Below are 25,330 nucleotides of genomic sequence, written 5' to 3'. Positions count from 1 at the left end.
TTCCGGCGGAGCCGGAGGGGTGGTTACTTACCGGCGTGTTTCTTCAGCCACTCCACGGCGCAGTTGGCCAGGATGGCGGAGCCCAGGGGGAAGGCGCTCTCGTCCAGCACCATGTTGGGGTTGTGCAGGGGGTAGTGGTCGGGGGCGCCGGCGCCCATGAAGGCGTAGAAGCCGGGCACCAGCCGGGTCACGTGGCCGAAGTCCTCGGCCCCCTTCATGGGAGGCACGGGCTTGACGTTGCCCTGGCCCAGGATCTCCTCCACGAAGGGGACCAGCTCCTCGGAGAAGGTCTGGTCGCACACGGTGCTGGGGGTCTTGAGCACCCGGGTGGTGTAGCTGCCGTGCCAGGCCGCCACGTAGTGGTCCAGAATTTCGGGGATGCGCTCGATCAGGTGGTCGTAGGCCTCAGGGCTCAGGGTGCGGAAGGAGACCATGATCTCCGCGGTGTCGGGGATGATGTTGGAGGCGTGGCCGCCGTTGAGGGCGCCCACCGTCATGGTGGCGAAGGCCTCCGGGTCCACCTCCCGGGGGATGAGCATGTTCAGGGCGGAGCACACCTGGGTGGCAATGTTCACCGGGTCCACCGTCTTCTGCGGCTCGGAGGAGTGGCCGCCCCGGCCCTGGATGCTGACGATAAAGGTGGCCATGGCGCCGGAGGCCACGCCGGGAGAATAGTCCAGCTTGCCCACTTCCACCTGGGGCCCCACGTGCAGGGCCATGGCGGCGTCCACCTTCGGATTCTCCAGCAGGCCGTCCTCCACCATGGTGCGGGAGCCGTAGCCCATCTCCTCGCCGGGCTGGAACATGAGCTTTACCGTGCCGGGGAGCTGATCCTCCATGTCCTTGAGGATGCGGGCCGCGCCCAGCAGCATGGCGGCGTGGGCGTCGTGGCCGCACATGTGGGCGGTATTCCCTTTGGCGGCAAAGTCCAGGCCGGTGGTCTCCTCCATAGGCAGGCCGTCCATATCGGCCCGCAGCAGGATGCAGGGTCCTTCCCCCTTGCCGATGAGGCCCACCACGCCGGTGGAGGTAGGGGCGTCGGGGTAGCCGGCGAACACCATCTTCTCCCGGTCCTCCTGGGAGTGGACCCCGCAGTCCCGGCAGGGGATCCCCATCTCCTTCAGCTGCCCCTTCACGTACTCCGCCGTTTTGGGGGTGTACACGCCCACTTCGGGGATCTGGTGCAGGCACCGCCGGTGGGCGATGATCTGCTCCTGGATGGCTTTGGCCTTCTCCAGCATCTGGTTCATAGAAAAACGCTCCTTTCTATGGTTCGCGGCGGCCCGCGTTACGCATGATACACAGTGATCCCGTTGAGCACGGTCTCCAGTACCTTCACCTGAGGGAAGGTCGCGGGGTCAATGGCAAACAGGTCCTGATCCAATACCACCAGGTCAGCCTGACGGCCCAGCTCCAGGGTGCCCCGGACCCCCTCGTCCCGGCTGGGCCAGGCGGCGTCGGAGGTGAACAACCGCACCGCCTGCTCCACAGTGAGGGCCTGCTCCGGCAGGTAGGTCTTGTCCCCCGCCCGGTTCTGCCGGGTGATGGCGGAGCGCATGTTGTCCAGCACGTCGAAGGGCTCCACCGGGCAGTCGGAGCCGCCGCTGACCCGGAGGCCCAAATCCTCCATTGCCTTCCAGTTATAGCAATCCTTTGCATGCTCCTCCCCCACCCGCTGGGCGATGATGTTCATATCGGCGTCGATGAAGATGGGCTGGATATAGGCCTGGAGCCCCAGAGCCTTCATCCGATCCAGCAGAGCAGGGGTGGTGGTCTGGGCGTGGACGATGCCGTGGCGATGATCCGGCCAGGGGTTTGCCTGCTCCGCCCCCTCCACCGCGTCGCACACCTTTTTCAGGGCCAGATCTCCGATGGCGTGGACCGCCACGTCCATGTGGGCGTCGTGGGCGGCTTTCACCCGGCGGAGCAGCTCCTCCTCGGTGTAAATGGGGATGCCGTGGTTGTCCCGGTCGTCCACATAACCGTCCACCATCTCGGCAGACTTGGCCCCCAGGGAGCCGTCCTGGAGCAGCTTGCGGGGGCCGGTACGGAAAAAGCTGGTGCGGTCGGCGGGATCGCTGCGCACCCCCTTGAGTCGCTCGAAGTCCTCCGGCTCCACCAGGCACTGCTCGTAAACCCGCACTGTCAAGGCCCTGTCGGCCTCCATCTCCCGAAAGATACCGATAAGTCGGATGGGATCCATGCCGGCAATGGCCATCAGGTCGTCGGAGTGGACGCAGGTGATGCCGGCGGCGTTGAGGGCCCGCTGGCCCTCGGTGATGAGCTGGCGCACATAGGCGTCGTCAGCCTGGGGCAGCACGTCCATGTACAGCCGGGCAGCATTCTCCCGGAGGATTCCCTTCTCAAAGTCCACCAGGGCCATCACCTCCGGATCCACATCTTTCAGCGCCCGGATACGCTCCAGCATTACCGAGTTGCAGGCGGCAATGTGGATGCAGGTGCGCAGCATGCACACCGGGATATCAGTGGAGATCCGGTCCATGTCCGCCCGGGTCAGCAGCCGACCCTCCTCCATGGTCTCCTGGTTCCAACCCATGCCAATGAGGTAGTCCGGGCGCTCCGCCTGGATCCGGGCCTTGCAGCGGTCCACCACCTCATCAATGGTCTTGACCCCGAAGAGGGGCACGTTCCGGCGGAACATAGCGTAGTGGAGCAGGTGCATGTGGGTGTCGTTGAAGCCGGGCAGCACCATGGCCCCGCCCAGGTCTGTGGTCTGATCCCAGCTCTGGGCCAGGCCCTCCCGGCTGGAGCCCAGAAAGACAATCTTGCCCTCCTCGGTGCCGATGGCCTCATAGCGGGTCATGGCGCTGTCCATGGAGGTGACAATGCCGTTGTAACGCAGGACCCTCATATCCATCTTCCTTTCCTCGTTTGTTTGATTTGTCTAAATTCAAATGCAAAGGCCGTGCCAACCTGCCCGCTCTCCACAAAAAAGCGCCAGACCGCCTGGGGCATAAGGGCCGGCGGGCTCCGGTCCCCTGCGCGGGCGCGGTCTGGCGCACACAATGCCTCCCGATGGGAGGCAAAATTTTTTGCACCGGCAAAATTTTTTACAGCAAAAATTTTTGCATCTTGTACTTCAGGTTCTGCCGGGAGATCCCCAGCAGCCGGGCAGCCTGGGACAGAGAGGTGGACTGCTCCAGGGCCTGGCGCACCAGCTCCCGCTCGTACCGCTCCACCGCCCGGGGCAGGGAGAACCCCTCCTCCAGCTGAACCGGCTCCGGGCTGTCCTCCGCCTGCCGGAGGGGCAGCCTCAGCCGCTCCTCCAGATATTCCGCCGTCAGCAAGCCGGACCGGGAGGCAGAGAAGGCCCCCTCCACCACGTTCTGCAGCTCCCGCACGTTGCCCGGCCAGCTGTACTGCTCCATCCGCCGGAGGGCCAGGTCGCTGATCCCCTCCAGCCGCCGGTCCATCTCCCGGTTGAACCGGTCCAGGAAGAACCGGGCCAGCAGGGGGATGTCCCCCGGCCGCTCCCGCAGGGGCGGCAGGGTGAGGCGTACCACCCCCAGGCGATAATACAGATCCTCCCGCATCCTCTTTTCCCGGATGAGCTTGGCGGGCTCCTCGTTCACCGCTGCCACGATACGCACGTCAAAGGGGATATCCCGGCTGCCCCCCAGCCGGCGCACCTTCTTCTCCTCCAATACCTTTAATAATTTGGCCTGGAGATTGATCTCCATGGAGTTGATCTCGTCCAGGAAGAGGGTGCCTCCGTCAGCCTCCTCCAGCAGGCCCTTTCGGGTGAGGGCGCCGGTATAGCACCCTTTCTCGGTACCAAAGAACAGGCTCTCCAGCAGGTTGGCCGGGATAGCGGCACAGTTCTGGGACACGAAGGGCTTGTCCGCCCGGCGGCCCTCGCTGTGGAGGGACTCGGCCACCAGCTCCTTGCCGGTGCCGGTCTCCCCATAGATGAGCACAGTAGAGTCCAGCTTGGCCGCGTCCCGGATGCGGGCCTTCAGGGCCAGCATGGCCGGGTCCTGGGTAATGATCCGGTCCAGGGTGGACACCCCCATCTCCCCCCGGATGATCCGCTGGTCGATGACGTGGAACTTGGAGGAGTCCATCACCCCCACCACCTGGTCGTCCACCACGATGGGCAGGGTGGTGGACTCCAGCAGCACCCGCTCCCCCCGGCGGTTGTTGATGTCCTGCAATACATTAAAGGTAGGCTTGCCCGTTTTCAGGGCCTGGAGGATGGTGCTGCTCTCCTCGTCCAGCTCGGGGTAGAGGTCAAAGATGTGCTTGCCCACCGTCTCACCGGACTGCCACAGCTTGTCCACAAAGATCCGCTGGAACTCCACGATGCCGTCCCTGTTGGCCAGCAGCACCCCGTCGGTGTCCTCGCACACCCGGATGATCTCGCCCAGCTGCTCCAGAAAGGGCTTCCACATACCCGATCCCCCCTGATAAAGAAAAAAATCTGGATCGCTCCAGATTTTCGCATGGTTATGGTTGACTTTCACAGCGGCGGCATGGTATACTTAAATGCTCTTATTTTCCAAACTGCGCCTACCATCCCATATTACGCTGGAGATAGTGTAACACAGGACAGGCAAAAGCGCAAGAGGAAATCAGGATATTTTATCAACGCGGCCGGGAGTTCGTCCCAGCCGTTCCCACCCCTATTTGTATGATTTGACGGAAAGCAGCAGGCCAAATCGGGGCCTTCCCCTGGCGGGATCGGCTCCAGACATTGAAATCGAGGTGTTTTTTCTACGATGGTCAAGGACGTCTACTTTGGCAAGACCCTCCGCAAGAGCTTTGCCCGCCATGAGGAGATCCTGCAGATGCCCAACCTGCTGGAGGTGCAGAAGAACTCCTACCAGTGGTTCCTGGACACGGGACTGCGGGAGGTCTTTAAGGATGTGGCCTCCATCACCGACTACGCCGGCAACCTGGAGCTGAGCTTCATCGACTACTCCATGGATGAGCCCCCCAAATACTCCGTGGAGGAGTGCAAGGCCCGGGACGCCACCTACGCCGCCCCCATCAAGGTGTGGGTGCGCCTGCGCAACAAAGAGACCGATGAGATGAAGGAGCAGGAGATCTTCATGGGGGATTTCCCCCTGATGACCAAATCCGGCACCTTTGTCATCAACGGCGCCGAGCGGGTCATCGTCTCCCAGATCGTCCGCTCCCCCGGCATCTACTACTCCCGTACCGAGGACAAGACGGGCAATGTGGTGTACGCCACCACCGTCATCCCCTACCGGGGCGCCTGGCTGGAGTATGAGACCGACCTCTCCGACATTTTCTATGTCCGCATCGACAAGAACCGCAAGCTGCCCATCACCTGCCTGATCCGGGCGGTGGGCCCCAAGACCGACCCCGAGATCCTGGAGCTCTTCGGCAACGACCCCCGCATCGTTGCCACCCTGGAGAAGGACGCCTGCAAGACCTATGAGGAGGCCCTGCTGGAGATCTACCGCAAGCTGCGCCCCGGCGAGCCCCCCACGGTGGACTCCGCCGAGAGCCTGCTGGGTGCCCTCTTCTTTGACCCCCGCCGGTACGATCTGTCCGCCGTGGGCCGGTATAAGTTCAACAAGAAGCTGTCCATCTGGACCCGCCTGTCCGGCCATACCCTGGCCATGCCGGTGGTGGACCCCATGACCGGCGAGCTGCTGGCCGAGCCCGGCGAGACCCTGACCCGGGAGCGGGCCATGGAGCTGGACGCCAAGGGCGTCAACGAGGCCGTGCTGGACCTGGACGGGGTGCAGGTGAAGGTGTTCTCCAACCACATGGTGGACATGAAGAACTTCGTGGACTTCGACCCCGCTGAGTGCGGCGTCACCGAGAAGGTCCGCTTCACCGTCCTCCAGGAGCTGCTGGCCAACTATTCCGGCGAGGAGCTGAAGGACGCCATCAAGGAGCGCATCGACGATCTCATCCCCAAGCACATCATTGTGGATGACATCATGGCCTCCATCAACTATCTCAACTGCCTGGCCAATGGGGTGGGCAACGCCGACGACATCGACCACCTGGGCAACCGCCGCCTGCGCTGCGTGGGCGAGCTGCTCCAGAACCAGTTCCGTATCGGCTTCTCCCGCATGGAGCGGGTGATCCGGGAGCGGATGACCATCCAGGACCTGGATATCGTCACCCCCCAGTCCCTCATCAACATCCGCCCCGTCACCGCCGCCATTAAGGAATTTTTCGGCTCCTCCCCCCTGAGCCAGTTCATGGACCAGACCAACCCCCTGGCCGAGCTGACCCACAAGCGCCGTATGTCCGCCCTGGGCCCCGGCGGTCTGTCCCGTGACCGGGCCTCCTTCGATGTGCGAGACGTCCACTACTCCCACTATGGCCGCCTGTGCCCCATCGAGACCCCCGAAGGTCCCAACATCGGTCTGATCTCCTATATGGCCTCCTACGCCCGCATCAACCGGTACGGCTTCATCGAGGCTCCCTATCGGAAGGTGGATAAGGCCACCGGCTTCGTCACCGACCAGGTGGAGTATATGACCGCCGACATGGAGGACGAGTTCACCATTGCCCAGGCCACCGAGCCCTTGGACGAGAACGGCTGCCTGAAGAACGCCCGTATCACCTGCCGCCACCGCAACGAGATCATCGACGTGGACCGGGACCAGGTGGACTATATCGACGTGTCCCCCAAGATGATGTTCTCCATCGCTACCGCCCAGATCCCCTTCCTGGAGAACGACGACGCCAACCGGGCCCTGATGGGCGCCAACATGCAGCGGCAGGCCGTGCCCCTGCTCACCACCGAGGCCCCCATCGTGGCCACCGGACAGGAGCACAAGAACTGCGTGGACTCCGAGGTGGCCATTCTGGCCGAGGAGGACGGCGTGGTCACCAAGGTGTCCGCCCAGTACGTCACCGTCCGGTACGACAGCGGCCGGGTGGAGGAGTATAAGCTCACCAAGTACCTGCGCTCCAACCACGGCACCTGCATCAACCAGCGGCCCATCGTCAACGCCGGTCAGCGGGTGGAAAAGGGCGAGGTCATCGTGGACGGCCCCTCCACCTCCAACGGCGAGATCGCCCTGGGCAAGAACATCCTCATGGGCTTTATGACCTGGGAAGGCTACAACTACGAGGACGCCATCCTGCTCAACGAGCGGATGGTGAAGGAGGACGTGTTTACCTCCATCCACATCGAGGAGTACGAGACCGAGTCCCGCGACACCAAGCTGGGCCCCGAGGAGATCACCCGGGACATCCCCAACGTGGGCGACGACGCTCTGAAGGATCTGGACGAGCGGGGCATCATCCGGGTGGGCGCCGAGGTCCACGCCGGCGATATCCTGGTGGGCAAGGTCACCCCCAAGGGCGAGACCGACCTCACCGCCGAGGAGCGGCTGCTCCGGGCCATCTTTGGTGAAAAGGCCCGGGAGGTCCGCGACACCTCCCTGAAGGTGCCCCACGGCGAGAGCGGCATCATCGTGGACGTGAAGGTCTTTACCCGGGAGGCGGGCGACGAGCTCTCCCCCGGCGTCAACATGGTGGTCCGGGTGTATATCGCCCAGAAGCGGAAGATCTCCGTGGGCGACAAGATGGCCGGCCGCCACGGCAACAAGGGCGTGGTGTCCCGCATCATGCCCCAGGAGGATATGCCCTTCCTGCCCGATGGCACCCCCCTGGACATCGTGCTGAACCCCCTGGGCGTGCCCTCCCGTATGAACATCGGTCAGGTGCTGGAGGTCCATCTGGGCTATGCCGCCAAGACCCTGGGCTGGAAGGTGGCCACCCCCGTCTTCAACGGCGCCGACGAGAAGGACATCGCCGAGACCCTGAAGATGGCCGGCCTGCGCCCCGACGGCAAGAGCTGGCTGTATGACGGCCGCACCGGCGAGCGGTTTGACAACCCGGTCACCGTGGGCTACGTCTACTTCCTCAAGCTCCACCACCTGGTGGACGACAAGATCCACGCCCGCTCCACCGGCCCCTACTCCCTGGTCACCCAGCAGCCTCTGGGCGGCAAGGCCCAGTTCGGCGGCCAGCGCTTCGGCGAGATGGAGGTGTGGGCCCTGGAGGCCTACGGCGCCGCCTACACCCTGCAGGAGATCCTCACCGTCAAGTCCGACGACGTCACCGGCCGTGTGCGCACCTACGAGTCCATCGTCAAGGGCCACAACGTGCCCAAGCCCGGCGTGCCCGAGTCCTTCAAGGTTCTGGTCAAGGAGCTGCAGTCCCTGTGCCTGGATATGAAGGTGCTGGACGACCAGGGCAACGAGATCGAGCTGAAGGACGACGACGAGGATACCTACCAGCCCGGCAAGTTCCGGGACGACGATGACGACTTCTACGGCTACAACGCCGGTGGGGAGTCCGATTTCGCCGCCGCGGGCTACACCCTCAAGGAGGGCAGCGACGACGACGACCTGGCTGTGGAAATCGAGGACGACAGCGATGACGATTACGACGAGTCGGACGACTACTCCGACGGCGACGATATGGAATAACTAAGGGAGGACGCGCAGAAATATGAGTTACGCTGAATTTGACGCCATCAAGATCGGCATCGCCTCCCCGGAGCAGATCCGTGAGTGGTCCTACGGCGAGGTGAAAAAGCCGGAGACCATCAACTACCGCACCCTGAAGCCGGAACGGGACGGTCTGTTCTGTGAGCGCATCTTCGGGCCCACCAAGGACTGGGAGTGCCACTGCGGCAAGTACAAGAAGATCCGCTACAAGGGCAAGATCTGCGACCGCTGCGGCGTGGAGGTCACCCGGGCCAAGGTCCGCCGTGAGCGGATGGGCCACATCGAGCTGGCCGCCCCCGTGTCCCACATCTGGTACTTCAAGGGCATCCCCTCCCGGATGGGCCTGTTGCTGGATATCTCTCCCCGCATTCTGGAAAAGGTCCTGTATTTTGCCAGCTATATCGTCACTGACCCCGGCTTCTCCCCTCTGGCCAAGAATCAGATCCTCTCCGAGAAGGAATACCGTGACATGCGGGAGAAGTACGAGGACGACTTCGAGGCCGGCATGGGCGCCGAGGCGGTGAAGAAGCTGCTCCAGGATATCGACCTGGAGGAGCTGTCCACTTCCCTCCGGGCCGAGCTGAAGGACGCCTCCGGCCAGAAGAAGGCCCGCATCGTCAAGCGTCTGGAAGTGGTGGACGCCTTCCGCATCTCTGGCAACAAGCCCGAGTGGATGATCATCGATGTGCTGCCTGTCATCCCCCCCGAGTTGCGCCCCATGGTGCAGCTGGACGGCGGCCGGTTCGCCACCTCCGACCTGAACGATCTGTACCGCCGGGTCATCAACCGCAACAACCGTCTGAAGCGGCTGATCCAGCTCAACGCCCCCGACATCATCGTCCGCAACGAGAAGCGGATGCTGCAGGAGGCTGTGGACGCCCTGATCGACAACGGCCGCCGTGGCCGCGCCGTCACCGGCGCCAACAACCGGGCCCTCAAATCCCTGTCTGATATGCTGAAAGGCAAGCAGGGCCGGTTCCGTCAGAACCTGCTGGGCAAGCGGGTGGACTACTCCGGCCGTTCCGTCATCGTGGTGGGCCCCGAGCTGAAGATCTATCAGTGCGGCCTGCCCAAGGAAATGGCCATCGAGCTCTTCCGCCCCTTCGTCATGAAGAAGCTGGTGGAGGACGGCCTGGCCAACAACATCAAGTCCGCCAAAAAGATGGTGGATAAGGGCAAGGCCGAGGTTTGGGACGCCCTGGAGTTCGTCATCAAGGACCACCCCGTCATGCTCAACCGCGCCCCCACCCTCCACCGTCTGGGCATCCAGGCTTTTGAGCCCGTGCTGGTGGAAGGCCGGGCCATCAAGCTCCACCCCCTGGTGTGTACCGCCTTCAACGCCGACTTCGACGGCGACCAGATGGCCGTCCACGTGCCCCTGTCCGCCGAGGCCCAGACCGAGGCCCGGGTGCTGATGCTGTCCGCCAACAACCTGCTGCGGCCCCAGGACGGCGGCCCCGTCACCGTGCCCACCCAGGACATGGTGCTGGGCTCCTACTACCTGACCTATGAGAAGTACGCCGAGCACTCCGCCGAGGAGACCTACGCCGACGTGGCCGCCGTGAAGGCCGCCCTCAACGAGGGCGCTCTCAACCCCGGCGACCTGGTGTGGGTGAAGAACCCCAATTCTCTGGACGACATCCCCACCTACGCCGGCATCTGCGCCGAGACCGAGGACGGCCAGCTGCCCCGGGAGGTGTTCCACACCTTCGCCAGCGACATCGAGGCCCGCCTGGCCTATGACGAGGGGGAGCTGGAGCTCCATGTGCCCATCCTGGTTCGCCGCTCCGCGGAGGTGGACGGCCAGACCCGCTACAAGCTGGTGCGCACCACCGTGGGCCGGCTCATCTTCAACGAGGGCATCCCCCAGGACCTGGGCTTCGTGGACCGCAGCGATCCTGAGCAGATGTTTGAGCCGGAGATCAACTTCGTCACCGGCAAGAAGCAGCTGGGCAAGATCATCGACAAGTGCATCGTCAAGCACGGCTTCACCAAGTCCGCCGAGGTGCTGGACACCATCAAGGCCAAGGGCTACAAGTTCTCCACCCGGGGCTCCCTCACCGTGTCCATCTACGACATGACCATCCCCGAGCGGAAGTATGGCCTTATCGAGAACACCGAGAAGGAGATCGTCAAGATCGAGCGGCAGTACAAGCGCGGCTTCCTGACCAACGACGAGCGGTACCGCCTGGTGGTGGAGGCCTGGGAAAAGACCACCAAGGACGTGACCGACGCCCTGATGGCCGGTCTGGACCGGTACAACCCCATCTGGATGATGGCCGACTCCGGCGCCCGTGGTAGCTCCGCCCAGATCCGTCAGCTGGCCGGCATGCGCGGCCTGATGGCCGACACCTCCGGCCGCACCATCGAGATCCCCATCAAGTCCAACTTCCGTGAGGGCCTGTCCGTGCTGGAGTACTTCATCTCCTCCCGAGGCGCCCGGAAGGGCATGGCCGACACCGCTCTGCGTACCGCCGACTCCGGTTACCTGACCCGCCGCCTGGTGGACGTGTCCCAGGAGGTCATCATCCGGGAGGACGACTGCGGCACCGACGACGGCATCATGGTCAGCGAGATCGTGGAGAACGGCCAGGTCATCGAGACCTTCGGCGAGCGGCTCAAGGGCCGCTACCCCGTGGAGGATATCTGCGATCCCCAGACCGGCGAGGTGCTCTTCGACCACCACACCATGCTCAAGGCCGACGACGCCGCGGTGCTGGAGGCTCACGGCATCCACGAGGTCAAGATCCGCTCCGTGCTCACCTGCCGGGCCCGCAGCGGAGTATGCTCCAAGTGCTACGGCATCAACCTGGCCATTGGCGAGCCTGTGGGCGCCGGCGAGGCGGTGGGCATCATCGCCGCCCAGTCCATCGGCGAGCCCGGTACCCAGCTGACCATGCGTACCTTCCACACCGGCGGCGTGGCCGGCGGCGATATCACCCAGGGTCTTCCCCGTGTTGAGGAGCTGTTCGAGGCCCGCAAGCCCAAGAAGATGGCCCAGCTGGCCGAGGTGGGCGGCACCGTCACCCTGGAGGAGGCCAAGCGCAACTCCATGTGCAACCTGACCATCACCGCCGACGACGGTGAGACCGTCACCTATATGCTGCCCTACGCCGGCCTGCGGGCCAAGCACGGCGACAAGGTGGAGAAGGGCTTTGCCCTCACTGAGGGCGCCCTCTATCCCCAGGACGTGCTTCGGGTCCGGGGCATCCACGCGGTGTACGACTACCTGATCCAGGAAGTGCAGAAGCCCTACCGTCAGCAGGGCGTGGATATCAACGACAAGCACATCGAGGTCATCTGCCGCCAGATGATGCGCAAGGTCCGAGTAGAGGATGCCGGCGACTCCGACCTGCTCTCCGGCTCCACCATTGAGCTCATCGAGTTTGAGGACGCCAAGGCGGCAGTCCAGGCCCGCATCGACGCCGGCGAGACCAATGACGGCCTGGAGCTGCGGCTGCCCACCTGCACCCGCCTGCTCATGGGCATCACCAAGGCCTCTCTGGCCACCGACTCCTTCCTGTCCGCCGCCTCCTTCCAGGAGACCACCAAGGTGCTCACCGAGGCGGCCATCAAGGGTAAGGTGGACCACCTGCTGGGCCTGAAGGAGAACGTCATCATCGGTAAGCTGATCCCCGCCGGCTCCGGCCTGTCCATGTACCGAAAGTACGACCAGATGAACGACGAGGGCATCGCCCAGAGCGGTGAGGCTCCCGAAGAGGAAATGCTGGTGGAAGAGGATGCCACTCCCGCCGGGGAGATGGAACTGACTGACAGCGCGGAATTCTGATCCCGACTTTTTTGGGGGCGTCGCGTCAAGCGGCGCCCCCCTTGCTATGAGCCTGAGGTACTGTCATGAATCGAATCACTCCATTTTCCCTTTCCGCCAGCGGCGCCGGTCTTGCCCTGTTGGGTTTGAGTTTGCTCCCTTTGTCCGCCCTATCCCAGGGGGGCCTTTTCACCAGCACGGTTCTGTTCCTGACCTTTGTCGTTCTGGCGGGTTTGGCCCTGTTGCTGCTCGGCCGGGCCGGCTACGCCCCGGAGCAGCTGTGTATTTCCCTGTTGCCCATTGGCCTTGCCTTTTTCCTGCGCTCAACCATGCTGGATTATGCCTCGGAAGATTATCAAATTTTCCTGGCTCAATGGGCCGCCTTTTTCCGGGACAACGGCGGCTTCTCCGCCATCAAGCTTCCTGTGGGCAATTACAATGTGCCCTATCTTTATTTCCTGGCCGCCATTTCCTACATTCCCCTTCCCGACCTCTACCTCATCAAGCTTTTTTCCATCTGCTTCGATGTGGCGCTGGCCTGGGGAGGGCTGCGATTGGCAGGGCGGTTTTCCGGACAAAACAAGCTGCCCCCTTTGATTTGTTTCTGCGCTCTGCTGCTGCTGCCCACCGTCATGCTTAATGGAGCCTACTGGGGGCAGTGTGACGCCATCTATGGGGCACTCACCATCCATGCCTTAGCCTGTACACTGGAAGGCAAACCCAAGACCTCGGCCGCCCTGGTGGGGATCGCCTTCTCCTTTAAGCTGCAAACGGTATTTATCCTCCCCCTGTGGGCCATTTTTTGGATAGCCAAACGCACCCGCTTCCGGGATCTTTTGATGGCCCCCGCAGCCTATGCCGTGACCTGCGTGCCCGCTCTGCTGCTGGGCAAGCCCCTTGGAGATGTGCTGGGGATATATGTGGGACAAACCATGGATGGAGCTGGTTCTCTCAATTATAACTGCGGTTCCATCTATTCCTTTTTGCCCCATGGCGCCCAGGTGGACGAGACTGCCTGGGCCCGGCTTGGCATTCTGGCAGCTTTCCTGCTGGTGGCCATCCTGCTGGCAATCGCCTTTCTGTTTCGGGATCGGCTGGACGACGGGACACTGCTGCTGTGCGGGATGGTGCTGACCATTGGGGTCCCCTTCTTGCTGCCCTATATGCATGACCGCTACTTCTTCCTGGCCGATGTGCTCACTTTGACCTGGGCCTGCGCCTCTCTTCGCGGGCTGCCGGCGGCTGTGCTGGTGGAGCTGGCCTCACTCAGCGCCTATCTCACTTACTTCCGGATGAAATACACCCTGCTCATCTACCTGTGCGATCAGGTCTTCACCATGCTGGGAGAGAGCCTGATGGTACTGGCCGCGCTGGTGTGGAGCTGTCTGGTTTTGGCAAAACACCTGTCCACTTTCCCTTCTCCAGGGGGTCAAGGCGGGAAAAATCCAACAAATCTCTAAAAAACGGTTGACGTATCAGAAACAACGTGTTACAATTTGGTTACAGTTTTTAAAAAGCAGTTACAATTCCATGAAGGAGGCCAAAATGGCAACCAAAACCATTCCTCTCACTTATAAAGGCCACCCTCTTCGCCGTAAGGACAGTTTGATTTATTACGGCAGCATGGCCGAGAAATATATCATCATGCTCCAGATCCTGGATCAAAAGAAGGAGCAGGACCTGGATGTGGCCACTCGGGTGTCCGTCCAGCTCCAGCTTACCGACCCCGACCTCAAAAGCCGGGACCGGGTGGTAAAAAAGACTGAAAAGGACAGCCTGTACGCTGCCATGGACGTGGCGTCTGTCTGGCTGACCCGGGCCCTGTCCGGTAAGTAACTCACACCAAAGACTACGAATGGAGGAAAACTACCAATGATAAGACCTGCCAAGCTTCTGCGCACCGCCTTCCTGACTGTCGCTCTCTCCGCCGTATGCGTGGTGGCCGCTTCCGCCGCCAGCCTGGGCGTGGGCACTGTCAACACTGACGCTCTCCGCCTCCGCGCCGAAGCCAGCACCTCTTCCACCATCCTGGCCACTGCCTCCAAGGGTGATACCGTGGTGATCATGGAGAACGCTGGCAATGGCTGGTACAAGGTGAACTACAACACCATCGAGGGCTATATGTCCGGCGGCTACCTGAACGTCACCGCTACCGCCAACGTGACCATTGGTTACGGCAAGGTGGATGTGGGCAACACCGTCCTCAACGTGCGCAGCGGGCCTGGCACCGGTTACAGCAAGGTGACCTCCCTCAGCGACGGCACTGTGGTGTCCATCGTGGGTATCAGCAACGGCTGGTATAAAATCACCACCTCCGGCGGCGTCACCGGCTACGTCAGCAGCGAATACATGGACATCTGCAAGAGTTCTGCCGGTTCCCGTGGTGAGACTACTTCCACCAGCACCACCACCTCCAGCAGCATGGGACAGCAGGTCGTGAATTACGCGCTGAGCTTCCTGGGTACCCCCTATGTGTACGGCGGCAACGGCCCCAGCTGCTTCGACTGCTCGGGCTTCACCAATTACGTGTATCGCCACTTTGGTTACATACTCAACCGGGGCGCTTCCTCTCAGCTCCAGAACGGTACTCCTGTTTCCAAGAGCGATCTTCAGCCCGGCGATATCGTGTTCTTCCGCTATAACACTTCTTACCCCGCCTCTCACTGCGGCATCTACATCGGCAACGGTCAGTTTGTCCACGCTTCCACCAATAAGTATCAGGTGCAGATCAGCCAGCTGACCAGCGGCCACTACGCCAACGTGTACCTCACCGCCCGCCGCATTCTGTGATCTTTGCTTGGCAGGTAAAATCAAAGGAATGTGATCCGCTCCCCCGCTTATACAAGCGGGGGAGCTTTTTATTTCAAAATGAAAACGTATCGCCCCCGCCGAAAACCCGGCAGGGGCGATACGTTTTATGTTCCATTATTCCTCTGGCGGGACGTCCGCATCCTCCACTTTGGCGGTAGACTGGATGATGTCATCGTCAGAAAGGACGCCTTCCTGCTTGAGTTGAGCGATACGGGCCTTGTTTTCCTCAATGGTGGCCTTGGCCTGGGTGATCCGCTGGCAGAGAGCCTGATAGGCAGGCTCGGGAGCTCCGCCCCGCTCGGCGTAGTACAGCTTGCCCATCTCCAGATAGGCCTTGCGGATGGCGTCCTCCTCCCCGGAATTGCTCAGAGACAGCCGGGTGATCTCCATCAGCTGCTTGGACTTGGCCATGCCGGCCCGGCCCAAATCGGTGGCTTTGTCTTTCCACTCATCAAAAAATGCCATGGCAACTTCCTCCTTGGGGGTATCCCCTGAGATGCTGGCCTTATTTTAACCTGAAATATCTGCGGACGCAAGGGCAGGCCGTCGAAGTTCACACAAATTTAAGGGTTGGCACGGTTTCCCTTCTGAAAGGCGAAAAAACGCTGGCCAAAATAGTTCAAAATGGTGTACAGAGCCATGCCCCCCAGCTTGGTGAGCCGCTCCTGCCATACCGGGTCCATGCCGGTGCTGCCCAGCACCCAGCCGGCAATGGGCTGGGCCAAAGCGTAGGCCACCACATAGCACACTGCCACATTGATGGCAAACTTCACCGCCGAGCGCAGAAAGGTCTCCTCGCTGTGGAAGGTAAAGTGCCGGTTGAGGAAAAAGCTCATCACCGCCCCGGCCACATAGGCGATGGCGGTAGAGGGCCAGTAGCCCAGCCCCTCCAGCAGGAACATGAGCACCATGGACAGCAGGGTGTTGCCCACCCCCACCAGCAGGAATTTAGGGATAGAATTATCGATCAGCTTGGCCATCTCTGTCCTCCAGTACTTCCCGCAGCAGGAAGCGGGGCCGCGCCTTGCTCTCCAGGTAGATCTTGCCGATGTACTCTCCGATGACCCCCAGAGAGAGCAGGATCAGGCCGCCGATGGCCCACACCGAACAGATCATGCTGGCCCAGCCCAGGATGGTCTCCCCCATAGCCCAGCGGACGATGGAGTAAATGAGCATGGCAATACTGACCAGGAACACCACAAACCCCAGGCCGGTGATCATCCGGATGGGTTTTACCGACAGGGAGGTGATGCCCTCCATGGCAAAGGAGAGCATTTTTTTCAGGGGGTACTTGCTCTCTCCGGCGAACCGCTCGCCCCGCTCATACTCCACGGTGCCGGTGCGGTAGCCGATCATGGGTACAATGCCCCGGAGGAACAGGTTGACCTCCTTGAACTGGGCCAGCCCCTCCAGGGCCCGTTTGGACATGAGCCGGTAATCGGCGTGGTTGAACACGGTCTCCGCCCCCATGGCGTTCATCAGCCGGTAAAACCCCTCGGCAGTAAAGCGTTTGAAGAAGGTATCCTTCTTCCGGGAGGAGCGCACGCCGTAAACGATATCGCACCCGGCGTAGTACTGATCTACCATGGCATCCACCGCGTCGATGTCGTCCTGGAGGTCGGCATCCATGGAGATGGCCATGTCACACCGGTCCTTGGCGGTCATAAGCCCGGCCAGCAGGGCGTTCTGGTGGCCCCGGTTGCGGGTCAGGTCGGCTCCGGAAAAGAGGGAGCATTCCTGATGGAGTTTGGAGATGATCTCCCAGGTCTTGTCTTTAGAGCCGTCGTTTACAAAAAGCACCCGGCTCTCCCTGGAGATCTTTCCCGCCGCCATCAGCCCCTCCAGCTTTTCCCGCAGCCGGCGGGAGGTCTCAGGAAGGACCTCCTCCTCGTTGTAGCAAGGCACAACGATATAGAGTATGTCTGCCATTTTTTACATCTTCCTTGTCTATAGTATTGTCTATCCTATTATCTTTAGACGTAAAAAGCTATGAATTGGTTTCCTCCTGTCCAAACAAAGAGATCTCCAGAATCTCGCAGATTTTCATCAGCGTGGGGAGGGTGGGATTGCGCACGCCAGTCTCAATTTGATTCATATAGGGCTGTGAGATCCCCACCATCTTCGCCAGTTGATTTTGGCTTATCCCTTTCTCCTGTCGTCTTTCCCGAATCAATTCTTTATAATCTTTCAATCGCTCCACCTCGCTTGTATTATATAGCTGTCAGCAATAGGTGTAAATTATTGCTTTATGCAATAATTCTTGTTGACACATATATTGCAATATGCTATAACCGTAGTGAGGTGAACGCTATGGATGTCCCCTTTTTCCTTCTGGAGCAGCTCCAATCCCGCCTGCTCCATGAAAAACTGTCCTGTCTGCCCTCCTATCGGAAGGCCAGGCAGGACAGCCAAGCCCTGTGGCAGTCATTTTGCGCCCATCAGCCCTCGGAGGCCCGGGAGCAGGCGCTGGACCTGCTGGACAGCCACGGAGCCGTCAGCGCCCTGGCGCAGGACGCCGCCTTCTGCCTGGGCCTCCAGCTGGGCCTGGAGCTAGGGCGGCTGGAACGATTTTGGGAAACGGATGGATAAGCCACGTGCGGATGTGGGCATCCGTCCCTACGGCCATCACCACCGTCCATCGTAAAGGCAGCCTTCATGGTCGCCCGCCCCCTACTCTTCCAGCTTGCGCCGAAGCTTGTCCACCGCCCGGCGCTCGATACGAGAGATCTGGACCTGGCTCACCCCCAGCACCCGGGCGGTCTGCTCCTGGGTCATACTCCGGTAGTACCGCAGCAGGATGACCTGCCGCTCCCGGTCGGGCAAGCTGTCGATGGCTCCCCGGAGGGCCTCCCGCTCAACGATACCCTCCTCCATGCCGTCGCTGCCCAGAGCGCTCTCCAGGGTAAGGCCGTCCCCGGTCTCCATCTGGAGAGAAGCCACCGGCAGTCCCGCCTCCTCGGCGGCAGCGATCTCCTCCCGCTCCAGCCCGGTTTCCGCCGACAGCTCGGTGAGGGTGGGCTCCCGGCCCAGGGCGGCGGTAAGCTTTTCCCGGGCCGACTTGATCTGAGCCCCTCTCTCCTTCAGCCCCCGGCTCACCTTCACCGGCCCGTCGTCCCGGAGATACCGCCGGATCTCTCCGGCGATCTTGGGCACGGCATAGGTGGAGAACTGGCAACCGAAGGCCGGATCGAACCCCCGTACCGCCTTTACAAAGCCCAGGCAACCCAGCTGGTACAGGTCCTCCGGCTCCACACCCCGGCCGAAGTACCGGCGGACGATAGACCAGATCAGCCCGCCGTTTTCCTCAATGAGCCGGGCGCAGGCCTCGTTGTCCCCTGCCCGGGCGGCGGCCAGCAGGTCGGGGGTATCCGCCACGCCCATCAGGCGCCGCCCACCCGGCGGGAGATCTTCCGGCGGAGGGTGACCGCCGTCCCCTTTCCGGGAGTGGAGCGCACCTTTACCAGATCCATAAAGCTCTCCATAATGGTAAAGCCCATACCGCTGCGCTCCTCTCCTCCGGTGGTGTACATGGGTCTGCGGGCCTGCTCCACATCGGGGATGCCTACCCCCTTGTCCTTGATCTGGATCTCCAGGGTGTTGTCCCCGAATAGCCGCAGCCGCATAGTCACCAGCCCAAGCCTGTCCGGATAGGCGTGGACGATACAATTGGTGACCCCCTCGCTCACCGCTGTCTTGATGTCGTTGATCTCCTCCAGGGTGGGGTCCAGCTGGGCGGCGAAGCAGGCCGCCGTGGTGCGGGCAAAGCCCTCGTTGGCTGACCGGCTGAGAAAGGTCACCACCGCCTCATTGATCGCTTTCATTATGTATGTCCTCCCTCATTCAATGTTGATCAGCCGCTCCAGGCCGGCGGCCCGCAGCACCTTGTCCGCCTGCTCCGGCACACCCACCACCCGCAGGGCGCCATCCCAGGCCAGGGTCTGCCGGTAGACCCGCAGCAGGACGGCGATCCCCGAGCTGTCCATAAAAGTAACCCCTTTCAGATCCAGGGTCACCTGGGTGGGCATCACCAGCTGGAGCTGGCGGTCCAGCTCGGCCAGGATCTCCCTGGCCCGGTGGTGGTCCACCTCTCCCTCAATGGCGGCGTATAAGCGCCTGCCCTCCGCCCTGCACGTCACTGCCATGGCCTGTCCCTCCCAAGCATAAAAAATCGCGGTATACCAAATATTGGTATACCGCGATGGTATCACAGTTGTCCCGCCGATCCTGTCGAACCCTTAACGGACCAGGGAAAAATCGGTAAAAATCCACCGTTCCCCCACCTTTTCATAGGGGAATTCGTAGGTCTCGGAGCCGGTAACCGCCCCGTCCTGCTCCGGGTCCACCACTTCTACGGTGACCCGCACCACCAGGCGGTTAGGGTCATCCCCCCGCACCACCTGGGTAAACTCACCGCCCCGGTAGATATTGGCGCCCCGACCTCCATCCTGGACATAGAGGGCTCCATCCAGATCAATATACTGGGTCCCACCGTAGGGCAGCAGACTCTCCACCAGGTCGTCGGAGAACAGGCCCTTCAAATAGCCCCGAAGGCTGGCTGTGCTGTCCATGCCGGGCTGGTCCACCCGGTAATAGGTCACGCCATTCACCTCCCGGCTGTCCGTGGCGTCAAAGCTCATAGGGGCGATGCGGAACCAGGCATAGGCCTCCTCCGCCATGCGATAGGCCTCCAGCACGGTCTCGTCGTCCGGGCCCTGGACCGCCGGGGTCTCGGTGACCACAGGCTCGGCGGTGGGCTGGCCGGTAGGCTCGGCAGTGGGTTCCGTGGTGGGCTCCAGATCGGGATCCTCCGTGGGGCTGACCAGAGGCTCCACCACCGGGGGGGTGGTGGCCGAAACAGGGCTTTGCGCCGGGGTGTTGGTATGGACGGGGATGGGAGCGGGCGTCGTCTCCGGCTCCCGGCTGGTCTGAGGCGTGGTCACCTGCCCAGGCTGCTCCGGGGACGGAGAAGGCTTCGTGTCCTGGCCTCCACAGGCGCTGAGACTCCCGACCAGTACCAGCAGCAGGACTGCCAGCGGCAGCAGTTTTTTCACGGTGTTTTGCCTCCTTCCCGGGGTGTGGATCATTGATTTCATTATTTTATCCCAATCAGTTTAAAATCACAACCTCAGTTGCGTGACAAAGAGTGACAATATGGACACAGAAACGCCGCCATCCGCATTCGATGGCGGCGTTTCTCTTGTTTTCAACTCTTTTATCAACTCAGGGACGCGGCGGACTCCTCCAGCTTGGCAATGAGGGCCCGCAGCTTCTCCGCCCGGTCCTGCTCAGCCTCCACCACGTGGGCGGGCGCCTTGTTCACAAAGCCGGGGTTCTGGAGCTTGGTCTCCAGCTTGTCCAGCTCCTTGCGGTTCTTGTCCAGTTCCTTGGCGACCCGGGCACGCTCCTTGTCCAGGTCCACCAACTCGGCCAGAGGCAAAAAGAGCTTGGCGGCATGGGTAATAACGGTGACCATGCCCTTGGCTCTCTCGCTGTCAGCATCCACCTCGGCCACATTGGTCACCGTGACCTCGCTGGCGTAGGCCAGGCGCTTGAGGAAGGGGATGCCGGCGGTAAAGACCTCCCGCTCCAGGGTGGCCACGGTGAGGTGGGCCTTCTTAGAGGGAGGCACGTTCATCTCGGCCCGGCGGGTACGCACCGCCCGGATGGCGTCCATAATGAGCTCCATGGCCTTCTCCTCCTCCGGGAACGCCAGGTTGAGGTGGAACTCCGGCCACTGCTGGAGCATCAGGTAATCCCCTTCGTGGGGCAGGGCCTGCCAGATCTCCTCGGTGATATAAGGCATGAAGGGGTGGAGCAGCTTGAGGGTCTGGGTGAGCACATAGCACAGCACCTGCTGGGCCCGCTCCTTGGCCCCCTGGTCCTCGCCCTGGAGGCGGGTCTTGGTCAATTCGATATACCAGTCGCAGTAGGAGTCCCAGATAAAGTCGTACACCTTCTGGGCGGCCACGCCCAGCTCATAGCGATCCATGTTCTCAGTGATCTCGGGGATGACGCTGTTGAGCTTGGACAAAATCCACTTGTCTTCCAGCTCCAGCTTCTCCGGTAGCTCACACTTGTCGATGGTCAGATTCATCATCAGGAAGCGGCTGGCGTTCCAGATCTTGTTGGCGAAGTTGCGCATGGCCTCGCACCGCTCGGTGTAGAAGCGCATGTCGTTTCCGGGGGAGTTGCCGGTGACCAGGTTGAAGCGCAGGGCGTCGGCGCCGTACTGGTTGGCCATCTCCAGGGGGTCGATGCCGTTGCCCAGGGACTTGGACATCTTTCTGCCCTTGTCGTCCCGCACCAGGCCGTGGATGAACACGGTGTGGAAGGGGGGCTTCTTGGTGTGTTCGCAACCGGAGAAGATCATCCGGGCCACCCAGAAGAAGATGATGTCGTAGCCGGTGACCAGCACGTCGGTGGGATAGAAATACTTATAATCCTCGGTCTCCTCGGGCCAGCCCAGAGTGGAGAAGGGCCACAGGGCAGAGGAGAACCAGGTGTCCAGCACGTCCTCCTCCTGCTTGATGTTCTTGGAGTGGCAGTGCTCGCACTCGGTGGGATCGTCCTCAGACACGGTGATGTGGCCGCACTCCTGGCAGGTCCAGGCGGGGATCTGGTGGCCCCACCACAGCTGGCGGGAAATACACCAGTCGTGGACGTTTTCCATCCAGTTGGTGTAGGTCTTGGAGAACCGGTCGGGGACGAACTTGACCTCCCCCTCGTTCACCACCCGCAGAGCCTCCTGGGCCAGGGGCTTCATCTTCACGAACCACTGGGCGGAGATCAAGGGCTCCACGTCGTTGTGGCAGCGGTAGCAGGTGCCCACGTTGTGCTGGTGGGGCTCCACCTTCACCAGGTAGCCCCCCTCCTCCAGATCGGCCACGATGGCCTTCCGGGCCTCGTAGCGGTCCATGCCGGAGTACTTGCCGTACCCCTCCACCACCTTACCGTTGTCGTCCAGCACCCGGATGGTCTCCAGGTTCTGACGCAGACCCACCTCGAAGTCGTTGGGGTCGTGGGCGGGAGTCATCTTCACGCAGCCGGTGCCGAACTCCATGTCCACGTACTCATCGGCCACGATGGGCATCTCCCGGCCCACCAGGGGCAGGATGCACTTCTTGCCCACGATATCCTTGTATCGGTCGTCGTTGGGGTTGACGGCCACGCCGGTGTCGCCCAGCATGGTCTCGGGCCGGGTGGTGGCCACGATGACGTACCGGCCCTCCTCACCCTGGATGGGGTAGCGGATGTGCCAGAAGTTGCCCGGCTTGTCCTGGTACTCCACCTCGGCGTCGGACAGGGCGGTGACGCAGTTGGGGCACCAGTTGATGATGCGGGAGCCCTTGTAAATAAGGCCCTTCTTGTACAGGGAGACAAATACGTGGCGAACGGCCTTGGACAGGCCCTCATCCATGGTGAACCGGGAGCGGCTCCAGTCGCAGGAAGCGCCCAGCTTCTTCTGCTGCTCCACGATGCGGTTACCGTACTTGTTCTTCCAGTCCCACACCCGCTCCAAAAACTTCTCCCGGCCCAGGTCGTAGCGGGTCAGGCCCTCGTTCTTGCGCAGCTCCTCCTCCACCTTGATCTGGGTGGCGATGCCGGCATGGTCGGTGCCGGGGACCCACAGGGCGGCGTAGCCCTGCATCCGCTTGAAGCGGATCAGGATGTCCTGGAGGGTGGAGTCCATGGCGTGGCCCATATGGAGCTGGCCGGTGACGTTGGGGGGCGGCATAACGATGGTGAAGGGCTTTTTGTCCGGGTCACGATGGCCCTTAAAGCAGCCGTTCTTCTCCCACATCTCGTAGATGCGGCCCTCCACCTCCTGGGGTTCGTAAACCTTCGGAAGCTCTTTTTTCATCTGTAACACTCCTTTTCGGGGCAAAACAAACGGTCCGCCCCAAGCTGTAGCTCAGGGCGAACCGATCAAGTCCGCGGTACCACCTGAATTTCCTCAAAGCTGAGGACACTCATTGCCTCTGTAACGGGAGAACCCGCCGTTTCTTACTGGCTTCGGAAACGGGACTCCGGGACCACCTTCCCCCACGCCGCCGGGGAGCCTTGCACCAACCGGCTCCTCTCTGTACCTTTCGCGGGGGTACTCCTTCCCATCCTGGTCTTTGGATGATAGTATATGCATTTTTCGGGGAATTGTCAAGGGGGACGCTCCCCTCCGCTCACCGCAGACGCTCCCCTCCGCTCACCGCAGCTCCTTGTCGCAGTAGGCGCAACAATCCACCCCGCCGGTCTGCTTCACCAGGGGGGGCAGGTAGTGCTCGGTTTGGGTAATACAGTTGGGGTTGGAGCACAAGGGCTTGGTGCCGATCTCCACCGGGGCGGGTTTGGCCCGCTCCTGGTTGGCCAGGTCGGTGAGCAGCGCCATGCGGGCGTACATGCCGTACCGGGCCTGGTCAAAGTACACCGCCCGGGGATCGTCGTCCACGTCGATGGAGATCTCGTCCACCCGGGGCAGGGGGTGCATCACCAGCAGGTCCTTCCTGGCCCGGTCCAGCTTGCGGCGGGTGAGGACGTACACGCCCTTGCACCGCTCATACTCCAGGGGGTCCACAAAGCGCTCCCGCTGGATGCGGGTCATATAGAGCACGTCCAGCTGGGGCATGACGGTCTCCAGACCGGTGACCTCCACGAACCACAGATCATGCTCCCGCATAAAGGCCCGGATATACTCGGGCACCGCCAGCTCCCGGGGGGCGATGAGATAGAATTTGACCCCCTTGAACTTTGCCAGTGCCTTGATGAGAGAGTGGACAGTGCGGCCGTTCTTCAAATCGCCGCACAGGCCCACCGACAGACCGTCCACGCCCCCCCGCAGGCGGGTGATGGTGGTCAGGTCGGCGGTGGTCTGGGTGGGGTGCATGTGGCCGCCGTCGCCGGCGTTGATGACGGGCACGTCTGAATAGAGGGAGGCGGCCTTGGCTGCCCCCTCCTTGGGGTTACGCATCACCACCACGTCGGCATAGCCGGAAACCATTTTGATGGTGTCCTTCAGAGTCTCGCCCTTGGCGGTGGAGGTGGACTTGGGATCGGCAAAACCGAACACCGTACCTCCTACCCGCAGCATGGCCGTCTGGAAGGAAAAGTTGGTCCTGGTGGAGGGTTCATAGAACAAGCTGGCCATAACCCGGCCTTTGCAGGCATCCATAAAATCAGCGGGGTGGTCCATGATATCGCTGCACCGCTGGTACAGGGATTCCCACTCCGCTCTGCTCAGGTCTCCAAAGTCGATCAAATGCCGCATGACGCTTCATTTCCCCTTTTGAATTTTTTCTATCGTATCATATTTGCCCCTCCTTCTTCAAGAGCGGAATTGACAAATTTCCATCCTTTTTCCCAGACCCCTTTGACGAGGAACGGTCCCGGACGGAATTGCCGGTTCCAGCGAAGATTGCCGCACATATTCCGCCCCGCCGGGACCACACTAGAATGCGCAAAGGAGGGCGGAGTGTGGTTTGGTTTTGGTATTTTCTCATCTACAGTTTTCTGGGCTTTTTGCTGGAGGTGGCCTATGCACGCTCCACCGGGGAGCCCAAGCAGGACCGGAAGTGCAGCCTGCTGCTTCCCATCTGTCCGGTGTACGGTCTGGGGGCCCTGGGCCTGCTGGCGCTGCCGGAAGCGGTGCGCGGGAATCCTCTCCTGCTCTTTCCCGCCGCGGTGCTGCTGTGTACCGGGGTGGAATGGCTCACCGGCTGCTTCTATGAGAAGGTCTTTCTTGTGACCTTCTGGGACTACTCCCATCTGCCCATGCACCTGGGCCGGCACGTGTGCCTGCGCTTTGCCCTGTACTGGGGTGCTCTCGCTGTGGCGATCTACTGGCTGCTTCATCCCTGGGTAGCCTGGCTGGCGCCGCGCATCCCCGCCTGGCTGACGCCGCCGGCGGCGACATTCCTGCTGGTGGATACCCTTCTGACCGCCATGCTTCTCCGCCGGACCAGGGATACCAGCTCCCTGCGGTGGTATCTCCGGCTGTCCCGCCACAGTACCGCCTAAAAAAAGGCGATCCCCCGCCCCAAGCTTCGTTGGAGCGGGGGATCATTTACGCCCGTTTCAGCTCGTTGAGGGTCTCATCGATCTTCTTCTGTGATACGTAGGCCTGGGCCACGGACAGAATCTGCTCCAGGGTGATGGAGCGGGCCGCCCCCAGGATGGGGTGCTTGAACAGCATGGGGAACCGGCGCTGCAGCACGGTCCGACTGGCCGGATTGTCCAGCAGCTCCCCCACGGTGATCTGATTGCGTTTGAGTTCCATGGTTTCCACCTC

21 protein-coding genes and 1 other annotated feature are annotated in these 25,330 nt (G+C 61.8%); of the genes, 7 read left to right on the top strand and 14 right to left on the bottom strand.

Annotated features, from left to right (window positions below):
- Positions 1–23 precede the first annotated feature (23 nt).
- The 3 genes from H6B51_RS03980 to H6B51_RS03970 form a co-directional block, all read right to left on the bottom strand.
- Positions 24–1,250, bottom strand: a complete 1,227-nt coding sequence (locus tag H6B51_RS03980; protein ID WP_207753834.1) for a M20 metallopeptidase family protein — start codon at positions 1,248–1,250, stop codon at positions 24–26.
- Positions 1,251–1,288: 38 nt separating this feature from the next.
- The gene (locus H6B51_RS03975) at positions 1,289–2,878 is read right to left on the bottom strand and encodes an amidohydrolase (protein ID WP_243421122.1); all 1,590 of its coding nucleotides are present in this window, start codon (positions 2,876–2,878) and stop codon (positions 1,289–1,291) included.
- Positions 2,879–3,071: 193 nt separating this feature from the next.
- On the bottom strand, positions 3,072–4,412 hold the full coding sequence (locus H6B51_RS03970; RefSeq protein ID WP_204882446.1) for a sigma-54 interaction domain-containing protein: 1,341 nt from the start codon (positions 4,410–4,412) through the stop codon (positions 3,072–3,074).
- A 327-nt stretch (positions 4,413–4,739) separates the two neighbouring features.
- Between H6B51_RS03970 and rpoB the strand changes: the two genes are divergently transcribed.
- The 5 genes from rpoB (at position 4,740) to H6B51_RS03945 (ending at position 15,030) form a co-directional block, all read left to right on the top strand.
- A complete protein-coding gene (gene rpoB / locus H6B51_RS03965) occupies positions 4,740–8,450 on the top strand; it encodes a DNA-directed RNA polymerase subunit beta (RefSeq protein WP_204882445.1) in 3,711 nt (1,236 codons plus the stop codon).
- A gap of 22 nt (positions 8,451–8,472) precedes the next feature.
- On the top strand, positions 8,473–12,261 hold the full coding sequence (gene rpoC, locus H6B51_RS03960) for a DNA-directed RNA polymerase subunit beta' (protein ID WP_204882444.1): 3,789 nt from the start codon (positions 8,473–8,475) through the stop codon (positions 12,259–12,261).
- A 65-nt stretch (positions 12,262–12,326) separates the two neighbouring features.
- Complete coding sequence (locus tag H6B51_RS03955; RefSeq protein WP_207753833.1) at positions 12,327–13,700, top strand: glycosyltransferase 87 family protein; 1,374 nt, start codon at positions 12,327–12,329, stop codon at positions 13,698–13,700.
- An 85-nt stretch (positions 13,701–13,785) separates the two neighbouring features.
- Complete coding sequence (locus H6B51_RS03950; RefSeq protein WP_204882443.1) at positions 13,786–14,076, top strand: hypothetical protein; 291 nt, start codon at positions 13,786–13,788, stop codon at positions 14,074–14,076.
- 36 nt (positions 14,077–14,112) lie between these two features.
- Positions 14,113–15,030, top strand: coding sequence for a C40 family peptidase (locus tag H6B51_RS03945; RefSeq protein ID WP_204882442.1), 918 nt, complete (start codon positions 14,113–14,115; stop codon positions 15,028–15,030).
- Between the two features lie 135 nt (positions 15,031–15,165).
- On the opposite strand, the gene H6B51_RS03940 is transcribed toward H6B51_RS03945, so the two are convergent.
- The 4 genes from H6B51_RS03940 to H6B51_RS03925 all read right to left on the bottom strand — a co-directional run bounded on the left by H6B51_RS03940 (position 15,166) and on the right by H6B51_RS03925 (position 17,242).
- On the bottom strand, positions 15,166–15,516 hold the full coding sequence (locus H6B51_RS03940; protein WP_204882441.1) for a serine proteinase: 351 nt from the start codon (positions 15,514–15,516) through the stop codon (positions 15,166–15,168).
- A 98-nt stretch (positions 15,517–15,614) separates the two neighbouring features.
- A complete protein-coding gene (locus tag H6B51_RS03935; protein WP_204882440.1) occupies positions 15,615–16,031 on the bottom strand; it encodes a GtrA family protein in 417 nt (138 codons plus the stop codon).
- Positions 16,012–16,980 carry a glycosyltransferase family 2 protein gene (locus H6B51_RS03930; protein ID WP_204882439.1) on the bottom strand — a complete coding sequence of 323 codons (969 nt, stop codon included), beginning with the start codon at positions 16,978–16,980 and terminating at the stop codon, positions 16,012–16,014. The genes H6B51_RS03935 and H6B51_RS03930 overlap by 20 nt, the downstream gene beginning before the upstream one ends.
- 58 nt (positions 16,981–17,038) lie before the next feature.
- Complete coding sequence (locus H6B51_RS03925; protein ID WP_204882438.1) at positions 17,039–17,242, bottom strand: helix-turn-helix domain-containing protein; 204 nt, start codon at positions 17,240–17,242, stop codon at positions 17,039–17,041.
- Positions 17,243–17,361: 119 nt separating this feature from the next.
- Between H6B51_RS03925 and H6B51_RS03920 the strand changes: the two genes are divergently transcribed.
- Positions 17,362–17,640, top strand: a complete 279-nt coding sequence (locus H6B51_RS03920; RefSeq protein ID WP_204882437.1) for a hypothetical protein — start codon at positions 17,362–17,364, stop codon at positions 17,638–17,640.
- Between the two features lie 81 nt (positions 17,641–17,721).
- Here the strand turns inward: H6B51_RS03920 and H6B51_RS03915 are convergent, their stop codons facing one another.
- The 6 genes from H6B51_RS03915 to pyrB all read right to left on the bottom strand — a co-directional run bounded on the left by H6B51_RS03915 (position 17,722) and on the right by pyrB (position 24,310).
- Complete coding sequence (locus H6B51_RS03915; RefSeq protein ID WP_204882436.1) at positions 17,722–18,432, bottom strand: sigma-70 family RNA polymerase sigma factor; 711 nt, start codon at positions 18,430–18,432, stop codon at positions 17,722–17,724.
- Entirely contained in the window at positions 18,432–18,872 is a 441-nt protein-coding gene (gene spoIIAB, locus H6B51_RS03910) for an anti-sigma F factor (protein WP_204882435.1), read from the bottom strand. Before spoIIAB ends, H6B51_RS03915 begins: the two co-directional genes overlap by 1 nt.
- A 15-nt stretch (positions 18,873–18,887) precedes the next feature.
- Entirely contained in the window at positions 18,888–19,193 is a 306-nt protein-coding gene (locus tag H6B51_RS03905) for an STAS domain-containing protein (protein ID WP_204882434.1), read from the bottom strand.
- Positions 19,194–19,286: 93 nt separating this feature from the next.
- Positions 19,287–20,102: a hypothetical protein gene (locus H6B51_RS03900; RefSeq protein ID WP_204882433.1), complete on the bottom strand. Its 816-nt coding sequence runs from the start codon at positions 20,100–20,102 to the stop codon at positions 19,287–19,289.
- Between the two features lie 164 nt (positions 20,103–20,266).
- A complete protein-coding gene (locus tag H6B51_RS03895; protein ID WP_207753832.1) occupies positions 20,267–22,912 on the bottom strand; it encodes a valine--tRNA ligase in 2,646 nt (881 codons plus the stop codon).
- Positions 22,913–22,961: 49 nt separating this feature from the next.
- Positions 22,962–23,175: a binding site (T-box leader), on the bottom strand.
- 76 nt (positions 23,176–23,251) lie between these two features.
- Positions 23,252–24,310, bottom strand: coding sequence for an aspartate carbamoyltransferase (gene pyrB, locus H6B51_RS03890; RefSeq protein WP_204882432.1), 1,059 nt, complete (start codon positions 24,308–24,310; stop codon positions 23,252–23,254).
- A 206-nt stretch (positions 24,311–24,516) separates the two neighbouring features.
- On the opposite strand from pyrB, the gene H6B51_RS03885 reads away from it, so the two are divergent.
- Positions 24,517–25,059 carry a putative ABC transporter permease gene (locus H6B51_RS03885; RefSeq protein ID WP_204882431.1) on the top strand — a complete coding sequence of 181 codons (543 nt, stop codon included), beginning with the start codon at positions 24,517–24,519 and terminating at the stop codon, positions 25,057–25,059.
- Positions 25,060–25,105: 46 nt separating this feature from the next.
- On the opposite strand, the gene H6B51_RS03880 is transcribed toward H6B51_RS03885, so the two are convergent.
- On the bottom strand, positions 25,106–25,318 hold the full coding sequence (locus H6B51_RS03880; protein WP_204882430.1) for a hypothetical protein: 213 nt from the start codon (positions 25,316–25,318) through the stop codon (positions 25,106–25,108).
- Positions 25,319–25,330: the final 12 nt, after the last annotated feature.

The organism is Pseudoflavonifractor phocaeensis (assembly GCF_016901955.1).
Taxonomy (GTDB): Bacteria; Bacillota; Clostridia; order Oscillospirales; family Oscillospiraceae; genus Flavonifractor; species Flavonifractor phocaeensis_A.
The sequence above is the reverse complement of the archived record's forward strand: the minus strand, read 5'-3'. Positions and strand labels throughout refer to the sequence as shown.

Coding starts and splice junctions, on each gene's coding strand:
- H6B51_RS03980 (WP_207753834.1), bottom strand. CDS start 1,250: ATGAACCAGATGCTGGAGAAGGCCAAAGCCATCCAGGAGCAGATCATC.
- H6B51_RS03975 (WP_243421122.1), bottom strand. CDS start 2,878: ATGGATATGAGGGTCCTGCGTTACAACGGCATTGTCACCTCCATGGAC.
- H6B51_RS03970 (WP_204882446.1), bottom strand. CDS start 4,412: ATGTGGAAGCCCTTTCTGGAGCAGCTGGGCGAGATCATCCGGGTGTGC.
- rpoB (WP_204882445.1), top strand. CDS start 4,740: ATGGTCAAGGACGTCTACTTTGGCAAGACCCTCCGCAAGAGCTTTGCC.
- rpoC (WP_204882444.1), top strand. CDS start 8,473: ATGAGTTACGCTGAATTTGACGCCATCAAGATCGGCATCGCCTCCCCG.
- H6B51_RS03955 (WP_207753833.1), top strand. CDS start 12,327: ATGAATCGAATCACTCCATTTTCCCTTTCCGCCAGCGGCGCCGGTCTT.
- H6B51_RS03950 (WP_204882443.1), top strand. CDS start 13,786: ATGGCAACCAAAACCATTCCTCTCACTTATAAAGGCCACCCTCTTCGC.
- H6B51_RS03945 (WP_204882442.1), top strand. CDS start 14,113: ATGATAAGACCTGCCAAGCTTCTGCGCACCGCCTTCCTGACTGTCGCT.
- H6B51_RS03940 (WP_204882441.1), bottom strand. CDS start 15,516: ATGGCATTTTTTGATGAGTGGAAAGACAAAGCCACCGATTTGGGCCGG.
- H6B51_RS03935 (WP_204882440.1), bottom strand. CDS start 16,031: ATGGCCAAGCTGATCGATAATTCTATCCCTAAATTCCTGCTGGTGGGG.
- H6B51_RS03930 (WP_204882439.1), bottom strand. CDS start 16,980: ATGGCAGACATACTCTATATCGTTGTGCCTTGCTACAACGAGGAGGAG.
- H6B51_RS03920 (WP_204882437.1), top strand. CDS start 17,362: ATGGATGTCCCCTTTTTCCTTCTGGAGCAGCTCCAATCCCGCCTGCTC.
- H6B51_RS03915 (WP_204882436.1), bottom strand. CDS start 18,432: ATGGGCGTGGCGGATACCCCCGACCTGCTGGCCGCCGCCCGGGCAGGG.
- spoIIAB (WP_204882435.1), bottom strand. CDS start 18,872: ATGAAAGCGATCAATGAGGCGGTGGTGACCTTTCTCAGCCGGTCAGCC.
- H6B51_RS03905 (WP_204882434.1), bottom strand. CDS start 19,193: ATGGCAGTGACGTGCAGGGCGGAGGGCAGGCGCTTATACGCCGCCATT.
- H6B51_RS03895 (WP_207753832.1), bottom strand. CDS start 22,912: ATGAAAAAAGAGCTTCCGAAGGTTTACGAACCCCAGGAGGTGGAGGGC.
- pyrB (WP_204882432.1), bottom strand. CDS start 24,310: ATGCGGCATTTGATCGACTTTGGAGACCTGAGCAGAGCGGAGTGGGAA.
- H6B51_RS03880 (WP_204882430.1), bottom strand. CDS start 25,318: ATGGAACTCAAACGCAATCAGATCACCGTGGGGGAGCTGCTGGACAAT.